The organism is Streptomyces flaveolus (assembly GCF_014648815.1).
GTDB lineage: Bacteria > Actinomycetota > Actinomycetes > Streptomycetales > Streptomycetaceae > Streptomyces > Streptomyces flaveolus.
This window is the reverse complement of sequence record NZ_BMRV01000017.1, coordinates 69,137-85,037: the sequence shown is the minus strand read 5'-3', so window position 1 is coordinate 85,037 and position 15,901 is coordinate 69,137. Positions and strand designations below refer to the sequence as shown.

Sequence of the window (15,901 nt, the reverse complement as noted above, 5' to 3'; positions counted from 1 at the left end):
CACCCAGTGCGGCGGGCGCCGTCCCGTTTCCGCCGTCTCCTCGATGCCCCCGGCCCGCCGCCCCGCACGGCGCCCCGCGTGGTGCGGGGCGCCCGGCGGTGCGACGCTGGGGTGGAGAGGCGTCCGAGGAAGGGAACCGGGAGGGCCGATGGGACGGGACGTCCCGGCGCTGGTCTTCACCCGCGAGGACCGCCGCCGGTACCGGATCAAGATGCAGGAGTGCCTGGAGGCCTTCGCGCAGATGCTGCGCGAGTCGCGGTTCGAGACCGAGCGGCCCCAGGTGGGACTGGAGATCGAGCTCAACCTGGTCGACGACGAGGCCGAACCCGCGATGCGCAACAGCGACGCGCTGGAGGCCATCGCGGACCCCGCCTGGTCCACCGAGCTGGGCCGGTTCAACCTGGAGATCAACATCCCGCCCCGCCGGCTGACGGCGGGCGGCCCCGACTCCTGGGAGACCGAGATCCGCGGCGCCCTGAACCACGCGGAGGACCGGGCGAAGTCCGTCGGCGCGCATCTGATCATGATCGGCATCCTGCCCACGCTGCGGCAGTCGGACGTCGGTGAGGCAGCGCTGTCGGAGAATCCGCGCTACCGGATGCTCAACGACCAGGTGTTCGCGGCCCGCGGCGAGGACCTGCACATCGAGGTGGACGGCGTCGACCGGCTGCGGACCTACGCGGACACGATCACCCCGGAGGCCGCGTGCACCAGCACCCAGTTCCACCTCCAGGTGTCCCCGGAGGAGTTCGCCGACTACTGGAACGCCGCGCAGGCGATCGCCGGGGTGCAGGTCGCACTCGCGGCGAACTCGCCGTTCCTGCTCGGCAAGGAGCTGTGGCACGAAAGCCGTGTCCCGCTGTTCGAACAGGCGACCGACACCCGGCCGCAGGAGATCAAGGCGCAGGGGGTGCGGCCGCGGGTGTGGTTCGGCGAACGGTGGATCAACAGTGTCTTCGACCTGTTCGAGGAGAACCTGCGCTACTTCCCCGCGCTGCTGCCCCTGTGCGAGGACCAGAATCCGACGGAGACGCTGGACCGCGGTGACATTCCCGAACTGGGCGAACTCACCCTCCACAACGGCACCATCTACCGCTGGAACCGCCCGGTCTACGCCGTCGCCCACGACAAGCCGCACGTCCGGGTGGAGAACCGGGTGCTGCCCGCCGGGCCGACGGTCGCCGACACCCTCGCCAACGGCGCCTTCTACTACGGGCTCACTCGCGCCCTGGTGGAGGAGGACCGGCCGGTGTGGTCGCGGATGTCGTTCTCGGTCGCCGAGGACAATCTGCACACCGCGGCCCGGCACGGCATCGAGGCACTGCTGTACTGGCCCGGCATGGGCGAGGTGCCCGTGCCCGAACTCGTGCTGCGGCGCCTGCTGCCGCTGGCGCACCGGGGACTGGAGCTGTCCGGCATGGACGCGGCCTGGCGGGAGCCGCTGCTCGGCATCATCGAGCAGCGGTGCGTCACGGGGCGCAACGGCGCGGTCTGGCAGAAGGAGATGTTCCATCACATCGACGACTCCACCCACGTGGGCCGGCACGAGGCCCTGCGGCGGATGACCCAGCAGTACATGGACTACATGCATCTCAACGCCCCGGTCCACACCTGGCCGGTCGACTGACGTGCGGCGCCCCGTGCGGCACGTGCCCCAAGACCAGGGAGGCGGCAGACGATGTGCCGATGGCTCGCCTACTCGGGTACGCCGGTGCTGCTCGAGACCATCCTCTACAAGCCCGAGCACTCCCTGATCGACCAGAGCCTGCACTCCCGGATGGGCGTGGAGACCACGAACGGGGACGGCTTCGGCGTCGGCTGGTTCGGCCCGGAGATGAGGACGCCCGCGATCGTGCGGGAGATCGGCCCGGCGTGGAGCAACCGCAATCTGCGGGAGATCGCCGGCCACGTCCGGTCGTCGCTGTTCTTCGCGCACATCCGGGCCTCCACCGGGAGCCCGGTGCAGCAGACCAACTGCCATCCGTTCCGCCACGGCCGGTGGATGTGGATGCACAACGGTGCGATCGCCGAGTTCCACCGGCTGCGCCGGGACCTCGCCCTGGCCGTGGACCCGGGGCTCTTTCCCGACATGGAGGGGTCGACGGACTCGGAGATGATGTTCTACCTGGCCCTCACGCTGGGCCTGGAGGACGATCCGCCGGCGGCCGTGGCGCGGATGGCCGGGCTGGTGGAGGAGATCGGGCACGAGCACCACGTGGAGTACCCGCTGCAGATGACGGTCGCCGTGACCGACGGGCAACGGCTGTGGGCCTTCCGCTACTCCAGCCAGCAGGACTCGCGGTCGCTCTTCTACAGCTCGGCCGTGGAGAGCCTGCGGGCGCTCCATCCCGACCTGCCGTTCCTGCGGGAGGCGTCCGACGACACCCGCCTGATCGTCTCGGAGCCCCTCGGCGATCTGCCGGGCGTGTGGAACAAGGTCCCCGAGAGCAGTTACGGCGTCGTCCAGCCGGACGGTGACGCCATGTACCCCTTCACCCCGCAGCCGGTCTGACGCCTGCGCCGGGGCCGCCTGTCGTCACGGTGTCCAGTCGTGCGGCCCGCCGCCGCGCCACTCGATCCACTGAGCGGCCTGGACGTCCGACGCCTCCACGTCCTCCATGCCGGCGCGGCGCAGGAACTCCGCGATGTCGACGAGCGTGTAGGCCATGCCCAGGAAGGCGCCGTCGAAGCGGACGCGCCGGCCGCCGTCCCGGGCGGGCGGATAGACGACGATGGCAGGGTCACCGGACATGCTCCCAGGGTGTGCCGGATGCCGGCCGCGCGCACCCGGACACCGCCGGTGGGCGCCGTTCAGCGGTCCTCCTCGACTGACCGGTTGCGCGCCGACTCGCCCGCCGACAGGTGCTGCAACGCCTCGACCAGTTCCTGACAGGCCCGTTCCACCGAGCGCCGGGTGTTGCGCTGCTCGGTGATCACCGCGGACAGCAGGAGCGCGGTCAGGCCCATGGCCCCGTTGAACGCCTGGAGCTTCATCATCACCTCGACGTCGGTCAGCCGCGCGAAGGAACCGGACCGGTCCGTGGCGGCTACGGACGCCAGGACGGACGCGAAGAGCGCGCACGGCAGGCTGCCGGCCAGCTGGAAGCGCAGCGCTGCCCAGATCAGCAGGGGGAAGACCAGGAACAGCAGGCTGATCCGGGTCTGGCTGATCAGCGGTACCAGGACGCAGACGACGAGAGCCAGGGCCGATGCCTCCCACCACCGGGTGCCCGGGGGCGGCCGGCGGGCCCGGTACAGCAGCAGGAGCAGCGGGGTGACGAGGACGACGCCCATCGCGTCGCCCGCCCACCAGGCCAGCCACACGGGCCAGAAGCGGTCCGTGGGGAGTTCGCCGGTGAGGACGGCCATGCCGGCGCCGGCGCCGGCGCTGATCAGCATGGCGGTGAGCGCGCCGAGGAACACCAGCGCCAGGCCGTCACGCAGGCGGCTCAGGTCCGTACGGAAGCCCACCGCACGCAGCATCAGGTACGCGCAGACGGGGGCGGCGGTGTTGCCGGCGAGGATCCCGAGCGCCGAGGGCCGCAGCGGGGAGAGGTACATGACGACCAGGAGGGCGCCGAGGGCGATGCCGGGCGCGCAGCGCAGCCCGAGGATCAGCAGGCAGGCCACCGCGACGCCGGTGGGCGGCCACATGGGGGCGACCACCGCGCCTTCCACGACCAGGTGCCGCAGCAGCCCGAGCCGGCCCGCCGCGTAGTAGCAGCCCGCGACGAGCAGTGTCTCCAGGACCCGGACGAGCGGGCGCGGCCAAGCAGCGATACCCACCACAGCAGCCATCAGACACCGGCGCCGCCCCGTCGGCGAGGCGAGAGGCGCGCGGCTCCCGCCCTAAGGCTGAACGGCCCGCCGGTCGTGGCCGACGACGAGCACGGCCGCGTCGTCCTCGTGCCCCACCAGCGCCGCGTTCTTGATCACGGCGGCTGCCAGCGAGGTCGCCTCCATGCCCGCGACGGCCGCGATACCGGCGAGCCGCACGACCCGTTCGAGGCCCTCGTCGACGGGGAGCGAGGGGCCCTCCACGACACCGTCGGTGAGCAGGAGGAAGACACCGCCCGTGGTGAGCCGGTACCGGGTCACCGGGTACTCCATGCCCTCCTGGACACCGAGCGGCGGGCCCCCTTCGTCCTCGGAGATTCCGGACTTCCCGTCCGCCGTGGCCCACACGCAGGGGATGTGCCCGGCCCGCGCGCTCTCCACGGTGCCGGTGTCGGGGTCGAACCGCATGAAGGTGCAGGTGGCGAAGAGGTCGGTGCCCAGGCTCAGGAGCAGGTCGTTGGTCCGGGCGAGCAGTTCGCCGGGCTCGCTGGTGACGGACGCGAGCGCCCGCAGGCCGACGCGGATCTGTCCCATGAAGGCCGCCGCGTCGATGGTGTGGCCCTGCACGTCCCCGACGGACAGGCCTATGCGGCCGTCGGGCAGCGTGAAGGCGTCGTACCAGTCGCCGCCGACGTTGAGCCCAGCGTAGGCGGGCGAGTACCGGGCGGCCAGGTGGAACCCGGGGACGTCGGGCATGTCGCTCGGGAGCATGCCGCGCTGCAGGGCGATGGCCAGCTCCACCCGGGAGCGCTGCAGCTCCGCGAGCTCGCGCGCCTGTGCGGTCAGCGATCCGAGCCTGGCCAGCAGCTCGTCGCCGTCGTGTACAGGGCGCTTGCGGAACATCGACCGCTCCAGCTCCGGCTCCACAGGATGAGTCCGCGGGGGACACGTATCACTATGGCACCGTTCGTCCCCTCAGCGCGCCGGGCCGGCCGTCACGGGGCGTGGCCGGCGCAGCCGACGGACGACGACGCCGGCCCCCCTCGGGGCGTCACGTACGAGGCGAGCATCTCGCGCCCGTCGTGGCCACGCCCTGCTCTCCCGCCGACGCGGCGTAGGCCGTCCGGGTGCCGACGGCCACGAGCCCTGACGGGAGGCGTGATCGCCCAGGCCCCTGGACGCGTCCTGGCCGCCGAGCCTTGCAAGGCAGTAGGGAGAAGACGGCTACTTCTGCCGGTAGTTCTGCATGGTCCGCCCCCACGTGCTCGTGATCCACTCGCCAGTGGCCGGGAGGGACGCGGGTTCTTCCCTCCCCCTCGCACGACCACGCCACTCGGCAAAGGAGCATGCACATGCGGAGACCTCCGCGAGGAGGGCACCTCGACCGTGTGGCAATGAACTGCGCCCTTCAGGACGGCCCCGGGCGCCCGTGACCGCCGCAGGCGCGTGACACCGGCGGCATCCCCGCTCGTACCGCTGTCCGGGAAGGCCGGACCACGCACACTCCCCACCCCCCGCTCAGGCCACCGACGCATCGGCCGGTGGCCCAAGGAACAGGAGTCCGTTTCTGTGACCTCCCATCGTCGACCCAGACAGCCCAGCCGCACGCGCGTGAGCGTGCTGACCACGGCGGCCGCCGCTGCCGTCGCCCTGAGCGCGAACGCCGCCGACGCCACGCCCGGCCAGAAGCTCGGCAAGGACGAGGTCAAGGCGAAGGTCGACAAGCTCTACGTGCAGGCGGAGCAGGCCACGGAGAAGTACAACGCGGCCGACGAGAAGCAGCGGAAGCTGCAGAAGGAGGTCTCCGCCGTCCAGGACAGCGTCGCCCGCGGCCAGCAGGAGCTGAACGCACTGCGCGACGGGCTGGGGTCACTGGCCGCCGCCCAGTACCGCTCCGGAGGCATCGACGCCTCGGTGCAGCTCCTCCTCTCGTCGGACCCGGACGATTTCCTCGCCAAGGCGGGCACGCTCGACCAGTTGAGCGGCCGACAGGTCGACGCCCTGAAGAAGATCCAGGGCAAACAGCAGAAACTGGCCCAGGAGCGCGCCGAGGCCACCGAGAAGCTCGAGGACCTCGCCACCACCCGCACGGAGCTGGGCAACAGGAAGAAGGAGGTCCAGAGCAAGCTCGCCGAGGCGCAGAAGCTGCTCAACACCCTGACCGCACAGGAGAAGGCGGCCCTCGCCGCCGAGCAGCAGCGCGCCGGCCAAGCCTCCGCCGAGCAGGTGAACACCGGCCACCACACCCCCGCGTCCGGCCGGGCCGGCGCCGCGTTCACCGCCGCGCAGAGCCAGCTCGGCAAGCCCTACATCCGCGGCGCCACCGGACCCTCCTCGTACGACTGCTCGGGCCTGACCTCCTGGGCCTACGCCCAGGCCGACGTCCACATACCGCGCACCTCCGAGGCCCAGTCGGGCATCGGGACCCGTCTCACACGGAGCCAGCTCCAGGTCGGCGACCTGGTCTTCTTCTTCAACGACCTGCACCACGTGGGCCTGTACGCGGGCAACGGCCAGATCCTGCACGCCCCCCGCACCGGCACGGTCGTACGGTACGAGTCGATGGACACCATCGGCGGACCGTTCATGTTCGGCGTCCGCGTCTGACCTGACGCGGGCAGCGGCTACCGGCGCGGCACCCCGCCGTGCCGTTCCTCCTGAGCCGCGAGCACGCGGAGCCCCCGTCGGACCGTGCCGGCCGGGGGCCTCGCGCTGTCTGCACCCTGGCCCCCGGGCGGGCGGGGCGGGCGTCAGGTGAGTACCGCCTCCCAGGTGTCGACGGCGAAGTGCACCGTCATGCCGTTGCGGCCGTACAGGCGCGGCGCGCCCGTGGCGTTCTCGGTGTCGACGCCGAGACCCACCGTGTCCCGTCCGCGCGCGGCGAACCCGGCGAAGGCCTGCCGCAGCAGGAAGCCACCCAGGCCGCGGCCGCGCGCCTCGCGCAGGACCCCGATGCTGCGGATCCAGCCCATGGCCTCCCGGTCGTCCCGGGCCAGCAGGAACCCGGCGTCGCCCAGGTCGTCGGTGCCGGCGATCCACACCAGGGACCAGTCCAGCCGCTCCCCGCCGATGTCGTGCAGCCAGCGCTCGTAGTCGCGCGACTGGAAGTCGAAGTGGCCGGCGAACGCCGACTGGTACAGCTCGTGCACCCGCAACCGGTCGGCCTCGGTGACGCAGGTCCGCACCCGCACGCCCGGCGGCGGGGCGGGCGGCAGATCGCCCGCCGCGTCCACGGGGCGGCGCAGCACGTGGTAGCGGCGTACGGTTCGCCAGCCGCGCGCCGTGAGCAGCGCGGTGTCGGTCGTGGGCCGGGCGTTGAGGTGCAGATGGACGACGGCCCGGCCGGCTCCGTTGGCGCGCGCCTTCGCCAGTGCGCGCGTCTCCATCGCGGCCAGCAGGCGCAGCCCGGTCTGCTGGTGGTCGGGCAGCACGTAGTGGTCGATGTCGACGCGCTCGCCGCCGGACTCGTCCCAGAGCAGGCCGTAGGCCACCATCCTGCCGTCGTCGACGGCCACCCACGAGTCGTGCTCCAGGTCCGTGTCCGGGCGCTTCAGGTCGGCCTCGACCTCGTGCAGGTCGGTCTCGGCACGGCCGATCTCGATCCGGTCGACCTCGTTGAGGAGTTCGGTGATGGCCGGGGCGTCGGAGAGAGCGGCCGGCCGCAGGAAGGCGGGGGACATGGGTGCAGCCTCGGGGGCACGGTCGCCGGACGCAACGGGTTTTCGGCGGCCAGGCGTCCGGGCGGCCAATAAATGGTATTCCATTTACCGCCGACCCCTTGACGGTGCCGTTTGGCGAAAACTACGTTCTGGGGCACGGAATCCCGCTTCCACTTCGTGGAAACCGCCAGCTCCCCGCACCCCGAACCAGGAGTCCCCGCATGACTGCCCTGGAAGACCGCCGCTCGTCCGCGCCGACCGGCGACACCGCGACCAGCTCCGCCCTCTACACCTACGACCTGGCCCCGACGAAGAAGGAGGGGCGCCGCTGGGGCGCCTACAACGTCTTCACACTCTGGGCCAACGACGTGCACAGCCTGGGCAATTACGCGTTCGCCATCGGACTGTTCGCCCTGGGGCTGAACGTGTGGGGCATCCTGGCCGCCTTTGCGCTCGCGTCCGTCCTGCTCTTCCTCCTGCTCACCCTGTCCGGGTTCATGGGTCACAAAACGGGTGTGCCGTTCCCCGTCATGAGCCGCATCGCGTTCGGCATCAAGGGAGCGAAGATCCCGGCCGCCGTGCGCGGCGCCGTAGCCATCGCCTGGTTTGGTATCCAGACCTATCTGGCCTCCGCCGTACTCAGCGCACTCCTGGTGGCACTGTTCCCGGAACTGAGCCGCCTGGACACCGACTCCCTGCTCGGCCAGTCGACGCTCGGCTGGATCACGTTCCTGGCCCTGTGGGCGCTCCAGGTGCTCATCGTGAGCTACGGGATGCAGATGATCCGGCGGTACATGGCCTTCGCGGCACCCGTCACGCTGCTCACCATGTGCGCGCTCGCGGTGTGGATGTTCGTCCGCGCGGACGGCTCGATCTCCCTGTCCGACGGCGACCCGCTCACCGGCGGCGCGATGTGGCTCCAGGTCCTCCAGGCCGCCGCGCTGTGGGTGGTGATCTACGGGACGTTCGTCCTCAACTTCTGCGACTTCACGCGGTCCGCGAGGAACCGCGGCTCCATCGTCCGGGGCAACGTCATCGGCATCCCGGTGAACATGCTCTTCTTCGCCTGCATCGTGGCGGTCCTCAGCGGGGCCCAGTTCAGCCTCGACGGCCGGGTCATCACCAGTCCGACCGACATCGTCAGGTCCGTCCCCAACATGTTCCTGCTGGCCGTCGCCTCGCTCGCCCTCATCGCCCTGACGGTCGCGGTGAACCTGCTGGCCAACTTCGTGGCGCCCATCTACGCCCTGGTCAACCTCTTCCCCCGCCGGCTCGACTTCCGCCGGGCCGGTCTGGTGAGCGCCGTGCTGGGCCTCGTGATCACGCCCTGGAACCTCTACAACAGCCCGGTCGTCGTGAACTACTTCCTCGGCGGGCTCGGCGCGCTGCTCGGACCGCTCTTCGGCGTGATCATGGCCGACTACTGGCTGCTGCGGAAGGCCCGGGTCAACGTGCCCGCCCTCTACACCGAGGACACGGACGCCGAGTACCACTACCGGCGCGGCTACAACCCGCGGGCCGTCGCCGCCTTCCTCCCGAGTGCCGCGATCGCCGTCGTGGTCGCCCTCGTGCCCTTCTTCCACGCCGCGGCCGGGTTCTCCTGGTTCATCGGCGCCGTCGTCGCCGCCGCGCTGTACGCGGTCGTCGCCGACCGTGCCGTGCCGATCCGCGACGTGGACGGCGAGGCCATCGCCGTCGCCGCCGAATGACCAGCCCGAGCAGAAGGCCCCACCCCATGCGCATCCTCGTGGTCAACGTCAACACCACCCAGTCCATCACCGACGCGATCGGCAAGCAGGCGGCCGGCGCCGCCTCGCCCGGGACCGAGATCGTCCCCCTCACCCCCTCCTTCGGCGCGGAGTCCGTCGAGGGGAACTACGAGAGCTACCTCGCCGCGGTGGCCGTCATGGAGACCGTCCGCGCCCATCCGGAGCCGTTCGACGCGGTCATCCAGGCCGGGTACGGCGAACACGGGCGGGAGGGACTGCAGGAACTCCTCGACGTCCCCGTCGTCGACATCACCGAGGCGGCGGCGAGCACCGCGCAGTTCCTCGGCCGCCGCTACTCCGTCGTCACCACCCTCGACCGTACGGTGCCGCTCATCGAGGAGCGGCTGGAGGCGGCCGGGATGAGTGCCCGGTGCGCGTCCGTGCGGGCCAGCGGGCTCGCCGTCCTGGAACTCGAACGCGACGAGCAGGCCGCCGTGGACGCCATCGCCGAACAGGCCGCCCGTGCGGTGGAGGACGACCGGGCCGAGGTCATCTGCCTGGGCTGCGGAGGCATGGCCGGACTCGCCGAACGCGTCGTGGACCGTACCGGCGTACCCGTCGTGGACGGAGTGACCGCCGCCGTGACGATCGCCGAATCGCTGGTCCGTCTCGGCCTGTCCACGTCCAAGGTCCGCACGTACGCGGCGCCGCGCCCCAAACAGATCGTCAACTGGCCACCGGCGGCCCGCTGACGTCCCCCGTCGTCCCTGCCTCCGCCCTCCGCGCCGGCACCGGACCGGGCCGCCGGTCACACCGGCCGCACGGTATTCTGACGGGCCGCCCGGCTGCCGCACCGCACCGCCGCAGCCGGTGCGCCGTGGAACGGGACGAACGACGAAGGACGGCAATGGCTGCGTCAGGGGATTTCATGCCCGAGTCCGAGCGGGTGACCCGGCAGTTGCGCGACGAGATCCTCGACGGTGTACGACAGCCGGGCAGCAGGCTCGTCGAGCGGGAGCTGGCCGAGGCACTCGGGGTGAGCCGGCTGCCCGTCCGCGAGGCCCTCAGGACACTGGTGTCCGAAGGGCTGGTGACGCCCAGGCCGCGCACGTGGGCGGTGGTGCGCGAGTTCACCACGAGCGACATCGCCGACCTCGACGAAGTGCGCTCGGGCCTGGAGACCCTCGCTTTCCGGCTCGCCGCGCAACGGCACACCCGCGCCGGACTGGAGAGACTGCGCGCGACCGTGGACGCCGAGCTGGCGGCGGCCCGGGCCGGCGACGCGGTACGGGCCCACCGGGCGGCGGCCGACTTCCACCAGACCGTCATCTCCCTCGCCGCCAACGAGCTGCTCAACGAGCTCGAAGGCGTCCTGCGCAGCCGGCTGCGGTGGCTCATGGGCCAGCACGACGACCTGGAGGGCGTCGCGCTGGAACACGAGGCGCTCTGTCAGGCGATCGCGGAGCGCGACGTCGAGCGGGTGCAGGCACTCGTCCTGGAGCACCTCGCCACCAGCCGCAGTGCCGCCCTGGGCCGCCACACCCGGCAGGAGAAGGAACAGGAGACGGAGCCGGAGCGGGAACAGGGCTAGCCGCTGCGCCGCCCGGCCCCGTCACCGGTCAGCGGCGCGGCTCGCGCCGCATCGACCACAGAACCGGCCCCTCCCCCGGCAGCCGCAGCTCCTCACGCACGGTGAAGCCGAAGTGCTCGTAGAAGGGCAGGTTGGACGGCTTCGAGGACTCCAGGCAGACGGGCATGCCCGCCGCGTCGGCCTTGGCCAGTCCCGAGCGCAGCAGCGCGGCCCCGTGTCCCTGGCCCCGGGCGGCCGGATCGGCGCCGATGACCGCCAGGTACCAGTGCGGTTCCCGGGGTGTGTGCGCCGCGGCCGCCTCGACGGCGTCCCGGAACAGCGGGGCCCGGTCGCCGAGGATGTCCTGGAGCTGCTGGACGGTCTCCGCGTCGGGAACGGCCTTGGCCTGCGCCTCGGGCGGCACCCAGAAGGCGGCTGCCGCCTCGGTCCGTTCGCACAGGCAGTGGCGGACGTACTGGCGGGTGAAGATGGTGGCGAAGTAGCGGTCCAGCGCCGCGCCGCGGGTGGCGTCGTCGGGGAAGAACCAGCACATCATCGGGTCGTCGTCGAAGGCGCGGGCCAGGATGCGGCTGATCGCGGAAGCGTCGTCGGCCGTCGCCGTCCTCGGCGTGTTCGTCATCGGCATACGGGTCATTCTGCCTTTGATGATCTTGGGCGGGTCACGGGGGTCCGGGTACCGCCCCGCTCCTGACCGCGGGACGTCACAAGGTCACGTCGGACCACTGGTCGAGCGGGTCGGCGTCGTCCGAGAACCCGCCGAGCCCGGTGGTCCGGCCGTCCAGCGACTGCTCGGTCCAGATGACCTTGCCCGTGGTGGTGTACCGGGTTCCCCAGCGTTCGGCGTACCGGGCGACGAGGAACAGGCCGCGTCCGCCCTCGTCCGTGGCCGCCGCGTGGCGCAGGTGGGGCGAGGTGCTGCTGCCGTCGGACACCTCGCAGATCAGGCCGCGGTCGCGCAGCAGGCGGACGTGGATGGGGGCGCTGCCGTAGCGGATGGCGTTGGTGACGAGTTCGCTGAGGATGAGCTCGGTGGTGAAGCCCACCTCCGCCAGATCCCATGTCTCGAGTTTCCGGCCGACGTCGGCGCGGACGGCGGAAACGGCCGCGGCGTCTCGGGGTACGTCCCAGTCGGCGACCCGGCCGGGGTCGAGCACCCGGGTGCGGGCGACCAGCAGGGCGATGTCGTCGCGCGCGTGGTCCGGCGGGAGGGCGTCGAGCACGGCCCGGCAGGTCTGCTCGGGGGGCCGGTCGGGGTGGGACAGCGCGGTGCGCAGGATGTCGAGGCCGACGTCGATGTCCCGGTCGCGGTCCTCGACGAGTCCGTCGGTGTAGAGGACCAGTTGGCTTCCCTCGGGCACCCGGAACTCGGCGCTGTCGAACGGCAGGCCGCCCAGGCCCAGGGGCGGTCCGGCGGGCAGGTCGGGGAAGGACACGGTGCCGTCCGGGAGGACGAGGGCGAAGGGCGGGTGTCCGGCCCTGGCCGTACAGCAGGTGCCGGTGACGGGGTCGTAGACGACGTAGAGGCAGGTGGCCCCGATGAGTCCCTCCTCCTCTCCCTGGGCCGCCCGCTCCCGGTCGAGCCGGGCGACCAGGTCGTCCAGGCGGGCCAGCAGTTCGTCGGGGGCCAGGTCGAGGGTGGCGAAGTTGTGCACCGCGGTGCGCAGGCGTCCCATGGTGGCCGCCGCGTGCAGCCCGTGTCCCACCACGTCCCCGACCACCAGCGCCACCCGGGCACCGGACAGCTCGATCACGTCGAACCAGTCGCCGCCCACCCCCGCCTGGGCCGGCAGGTAGCGGTGGGCCAGCTCCAGGGCGCTCGGTTCCGGCAGGTCGCGGGGCAGGAGGCTGCGCTGCAGGGTGACCGCCATGGCGTGCTCACGGGTGTAGCGGCGGGCGTTGTCGAGCGCGACGGCGGCACGGGTGGCCAGTTCCTCGGCGAACGGCACGTCCTCCTCGTCGAACGGCCCCGCTCCGCCGGCCCGCCAGAAGCTCACCACTCCGAGCACCGCACCGCGAGCGCGCAGCGGCACCGCGATCAGGGCGTCGGCGTCGTGGTCCGGCGGGCGCGCCGGGTGCTCGGTGTCCCGCGCCGGCCCTGCCCCGGCCGCGCTCGGGTCCGTCTCCAGCACCGCCCGGCCGCTCGCCACGCACCGCGCCTGGGGCGTGGCGTCGGCGAGGGGAACCGCCCTGCCCACCGGCAGCGGTGACGGGCCGGCACCGCTGCCGCTCACGGCGGCACGGCGCATGACGGTGGTCACGGCCGCCGGTTCCTCTCCGCGCAGCACCTCCTCGGCCAGTTCCACGGTGACGAGGTCGGCGAAGCGCGGCACCGCCACCTCGGCCAACTCCCGTGCGGTGCGCTCCACGTCCAGGGTGGAGCCGATGCGCATGCCGGCGTCGTAGAGCAGTGTCAGGCGCTCGCGCGCCACCTCGGCCCGTCCGGACAGGGCGCGCAGCTCCGTGGTGTCCCTGAGCGTCACGACGCTCCCGGCGTACGCGCCGTCGGGGGCCGTGGGCCGCTTGTTGACCGCGAGCAGCCGGTCGGCGGTCAGGTGCACCTCGTCGGTGGCCGTCCGGACCGACGTCAGCAGCTCGGCGATGCCCGGGTCCAGGCGCAGGTCGGCGATCCGCGGCCGCTCCAGGTCCGGTGGCAGGTCGAGCAGGCGCCGTGCCTCGTCGTTGGCCAGCAGCAGCCGCCCGTCGCCTCCGGTGATCAGCACGCCCTCCCGCACCGCGTGCAGCACCGCGTCGTGGTGGTCGTACATGCGGGTCATCTCCACCGGGCCGAGGCCGTGGGTCTGGCGCAGCAGCCGGCGGCTCACCAGCGCGGTGCCGCCCGCGCACACGGCCAGCGCCCCGGCGGCGGCGCCGAGGAGGATCGGCATCTGCTCGGCCGCCATGCCCGCCACCTTGCGGACCGTGATGCCGACGGCCACCGAACCGACCGCGGTGCCGTCGGCCGCGGTGGCGCGGACGGTCGAGACGACCGACAGCCCCTGGGTGGTGTCGATGGTCCGTGTCACGGGTTCGCGCGGCGGTTCGGGCGGACCGGGGATGGTCTCACCGATCTGGGCGGGGTCGGGGTGGGTGTACCGGACCCCTTCAGGCGAGTACACGACGACGAGGTCGACGCCGGTGTCGCGTCTGATCCGCTCGGTGAGGGGCTGCAGCACGGCGGTGGGGTCGGGACCGGTCATCGCGCTCACCGTGCCCGGCGCCTGCGCGAGTGTCGTGGCGATGTCCAGGGACCGGAGCCGGGCCGCACGGGTGTTGTCGTTCCGGGACTGCAGCACCAGGGCCACGAGTGCGGCGGCGACGGTGAGGACGACGACGATCACCTGGAAGAGGAGCACCTGGCCGGCGACGCTGCGCACGTCGAACAGGGAGCCCAGCCGTCCCGGGGGTCGCGCCGGCCGGGAGTCGTCGCCGCGCCGGTCGTCCCGGTGCCGGCCGGAGGAGGTTCGCGAGCGCCGCCCGCCGACGGAGTGGGGGGACGTGGCCCGGGGACGACGTGGGTGTGCGCTCACGCTCCGTGTTCCTCCCTCCCAAGTGTCCGGGCCCTGGGTGGGGTTCCGCCGTTCGCCGGCCGAGAAATCCGACGGGGAGCGGGGCGCGCCGCGGATCGAGTGACGCCGCCGTCGCCTGCCGGGCCGCTTTCCGGGATGCTCGTCGCATTCCTCACGAATGAGTCAACCGTACCCGCTGCGGCCTCACGGCGCCGCGTGTCGTACGCCGCCCGGAAAAGCACACGGCCCCCGGAAGCGAACCGCTTCCGGGGGCCGTGCCGGGTTCAACGCATCCCGGTCAGGCGGGGGTGATGTTCTCCGCCTGCGGGCCCTTCTGGCCCTGGGTGATGTCGAAGGTGACAGCCTGGCCTTCCTGGAGCTCGCGGTACCCGCTGGCGTTGATGTTGGAGTAGTGCGCGAAGACGTCGGGGCCGCCCCCGTCCTGCGCGATGAAGCCGAAGCCCTTTTCCGAGTTGAACCACTTGACGGTACCGCTGGCCATGCCTTTGCCTTTCAGCCGATATCGGATCCGCACCGCGCGGACCCGGAGGTGGTCGTCCTGGTCCAAGGCACTGCACAGCAGACCGCCCGCACCACGGTGCGGGCGGTCGGGTCGAACCACGACATCTGCCGATGACGCTACACGGCATGTCCGCGCCTCACCAGTGAGTAAGGGGTCCGAGCACGAACGGTGTTGCGCCCGCGGGCCCCTCCGGTCCCGGACGGTCCGACCTGACCGGCGCCGCCGGCGCCCCCTTCCGTCACTCCCCGCACACGGCGTCGTCCGTGCGCCATACGGGCGAGACGCGGGGCATCGGCACGACCCGGTTGCGCGGGTGGTCAACCAATGAGTTGCCCACCTACCGAACCGGAGGTTGAGATGAGCGTCAGGAAAGCCCTGGCCCTGGTGATCGGCGCGGTGATGTGCACCGGCCTGCTGGGTACGGGCTGCGCCTCGCGGACGCCCGGCACACCCCCCGCGCCGCCGGCATCCCCCCGCCCCGCTCCGGCGGGCCCCACCGCCCGGCCGCTTCCCGGGCTCGGGCCCGCCGTGCGGGCCCGGGTGCCCGCGGCCACCGGGCAGGCCCTGGTGGTGCGGGGCGCGACAGCGGACTCCAACCGGGCCCAGGTGGTGCTGTACGAACGGCACCCCGTGCGGGGCTGGCAGGCCGTGGCCGGACCCTGGTCCGCGCACAACGGGCTGCGCGGCTGGACGAGGGACCACAGCGCGGGCGACCTGCGCACGCCCATCGGCGTCTTCGGGATCAGCGACGCGGGAGGCCGGCTGCCCGACCCGGGGACCCGGCTGCCCTACGACCAGGACCCGGAGTTCGCGCTCTCGGGCACCGGGCACCTGGGCGAGGACCTGGAGGGCTCGTTCGACTACGTGATCGCCGTCGACTACAACCGGGTGCCCGGCACCACCCCGCTGGACAAGACACGGCCGCTGGGCGACGACAAGGGCGGCGGGGTGTGGATCCACGTGGACCACGGCGGGCCTACCAACGCGTGCGTGTCCCTGGACGAGGAGCACCTGCGCGCGCTGCTGCGTGCCCTGGACCCGGACCGGCAGCCGGTCGTCGTCATGGGGCCCGCCTCGGCGCTGGCGCAGTAGCCGGCACGACGGCACCGGTCCCGCCGGGGCCTGGCATGAGCCGT

Annotated in this window: 14 protein-coding genes; 7 read left to right on the top strand and 7 right to left on the bottom strand. The window is 72.3% G+C overall.

The genetic code is table 11. The features are described 5' to 3' along the window. The first annotated feature begins 148 nt into the window (after positions 1-148). Together IEZ05_RS30815 and IEZ05_RS30810 are read left to right on the top strand one after the other, a co-directional pair. Positions 149-1,627, top strand: coding sequence for a glutamate-cysteine ligase family protein (locus tag IEZ05_RS30815; protein WP_189233580.1), 1,479 nt, complete (start codon positions 149-151; stop codon positions 1,625-1,627). A 51-nt stretch (positions 1,628-1,678) separates the two neighbouring features. Then, positions 1,679-2,512 (top strand): class II glutamine amidotransferase, encoded by an 834-nt coding sequence (locus tag IEZ05_RS30810; protein ID WP_189233579.1) that lies wholly within the window; start codon positions 1,679-1,681, stop codon positions 2,510-2,512. Between the two features lie 24 nt (positions 2,513-2,536). Here IEZ05_RS30810 and IEZ05_RS30805 read toward each other — a convergent pair whose 3' ends face one another. The 3 genes from IEZ05_RS30805 to IEZ05_RS30795 are packed head-to-tail and all read right to left on the bottom strand — an operon-like array spanning position 2,537 to position 4,680. Further along, positions 2,537-2,752 (bottom strand): hypothetical protein, encoded by a 216-nt coding sequence (locus IEZ05_RS30805; RefSeq protein WP_189233578.1) that lies wholly within the window; start codon positions 2,750-2,752, stop codon positions 2,537-2,539. 59 nt (positions 2,753-2,811) lie between these two features. Continuing rightward, entirely contained in the window at positions 2,812-3,798 is a 987-nt protein-coding gene (locus tag IEZ05_RS30800) for an MASE1 domain-containing protein (protein WP_189233577.1), read from the bottom strand. Between the two features lie 51 nt (positions 3,799-3,849). Further along, positions 3,850-4,680 (bottom strand): PP2C family protein-serine/threonine phosphatase, encoded by an 831-nt coding sequence (locus tag IEZ05_RS30795; protein ID WP_189233576.1) that lies wholly within the window; start codon positions 4,678-4,680, stop codon positions 3,850-3,852. A gap of 666 nt (positions 4,681-5,346) precedes the next feature. On the opposite strand from IEZ05_RS30795, the gene IEZ05_RS30790 reads away from it, so the two are divergent. Then, entirely contained in the window at positions 5,347-6,384 is a 1,038-nt protein-coding gene (locus IEZ05_RS30790; protein WP_189233575.1) for a C40 family peptidase, read from the top strand. 143 nt (positions 6,385-6,527) lie between these two features. Here the strand turns inward: IEZ05_RS30790 and IEZ05_RS30785 are convergent, their stop codons facing one another. Further along, the gene (locus IEZ05_RS30785; RefSeq protein ID WP_189233574.1) at positions 6,528-7,457 is read right to left on the bottom strand and encodes a GNAT family N-acetyltransferase; all 930 of its coding nucleotides are present in this window, start codon (positions 7,455-7,457) and stop codon (positions 6,528-6,530) included. Between the two features lie 200 nt (positions 7,458-7,657). Between IEZ05_RS30785 and IEZ05_RS30780 the strand changes: the two genes are divergently transcribed. From IEZ05_RS30780 to IEZ05_RS30770, 3 genes are all read left to right on the top strand, one after another. Continuing rightward, a complete protein-coding gene (locus IEZ05_RS30780; RefSeq protein ID WP_189233573.1) occupies positions 7,658-9,145 on the top strand; it encodes an NCS1 family nucleobase:cation symporter-1 in 1,488 nt (495 codons plus the stop codon). A gap of 26 nt (positions 9,146-9,171) precedes the next feature. Further along, positions 9,172-9,897: an aspartate/glutamate racemase family protein gene (locus IEZ05_RS30775; RefSeq protein WP_189233572.1), complete on the top strand. Its 726-nt coding sequence runs from the start codon at positions 9,172-9,174 to the stop codon at positions 9,895-9,897. A 155-nt stretch (positions 9,898-10,052) separates the two neighbouring features. Further along, the gene (locus tag IEZ05_RS30770; RefSeq protein ID WP_189233571.1) at positions 10,053-10,736 is read left to right on the top strand and encodes a GntR family transcriptional regulator; all 684 of its coding nucleotides are present in this window, start codon (positions 10,053-10,055) and stop codon (positions 10,734-10,736) included. Positions 10,737-10,764: 28 nt separating this feature from the next. Here IEZ05_RS30770 and IEZ05_RS30765 read toward each other — a convergent pair whose 3' ends face one another. The 3 genes from IEZ05_RS30765 to IEZ05_RS30755 all read right to left on the bottom strand — a co-directional run bounded on the left by IEZ05_RS30765 (position 10,765) and on the right by IEZ05_RS30755 (position 14,744). Continuing rightward, complete coding sequence (locus IEZ05_RS30765; protein WP_189233570.1) at positions 10,765-11,370, bottom strand: GNAT family N-acetyltransferase; 606 nt, start codon at positions 11,368-11,370, stop codon at positions 10,765-10,767. Positions 11,371-11,437: 67 nt separating this feature from the next. Beyond that, a complete protein-coding gene (locus tag IEZ05_RS30760) occupies positions 11,438-14,263 on the bottom strand; it encodes a SpoIIE family protein phosphatase/ATP-binding protein (RefSeq protein ID WP_189233569.1) in 2,826 nt (941 codons plus the stop codon). A gap of 277 nt (positions 14,264-14,540) precedes the next feature. Continuing rightward, on the bottom strand, positions 14,541-14,744 hold the full coding sequence (locus IEZ05_RS30755) for a cold-shock protein (protein ID WP_028964611.1): 204 nt from the start codon (positions 14,742-14,744) through the stop codon (positions 14,541-14,543). A gap of 378 nt (positions 14,745-15,122) precedes the next feature. Here IEZ05_RS30755 and IEZ05_RS30750 point away from each other — a divergent pair, with 378 nt between their 5' ends. Further along, positions 15,123-15,857, top strand: coding sequence for a L,D-transpeptidase family protein (locus IEZ05_RS30750; protein ID WP_189233568.1), 735 nt, complete (start codon positions 15,123-15,125; stop codon positions 15,855-15,857). Positions 15,858-15,901 lie beyond the last annotated feature (44 nt).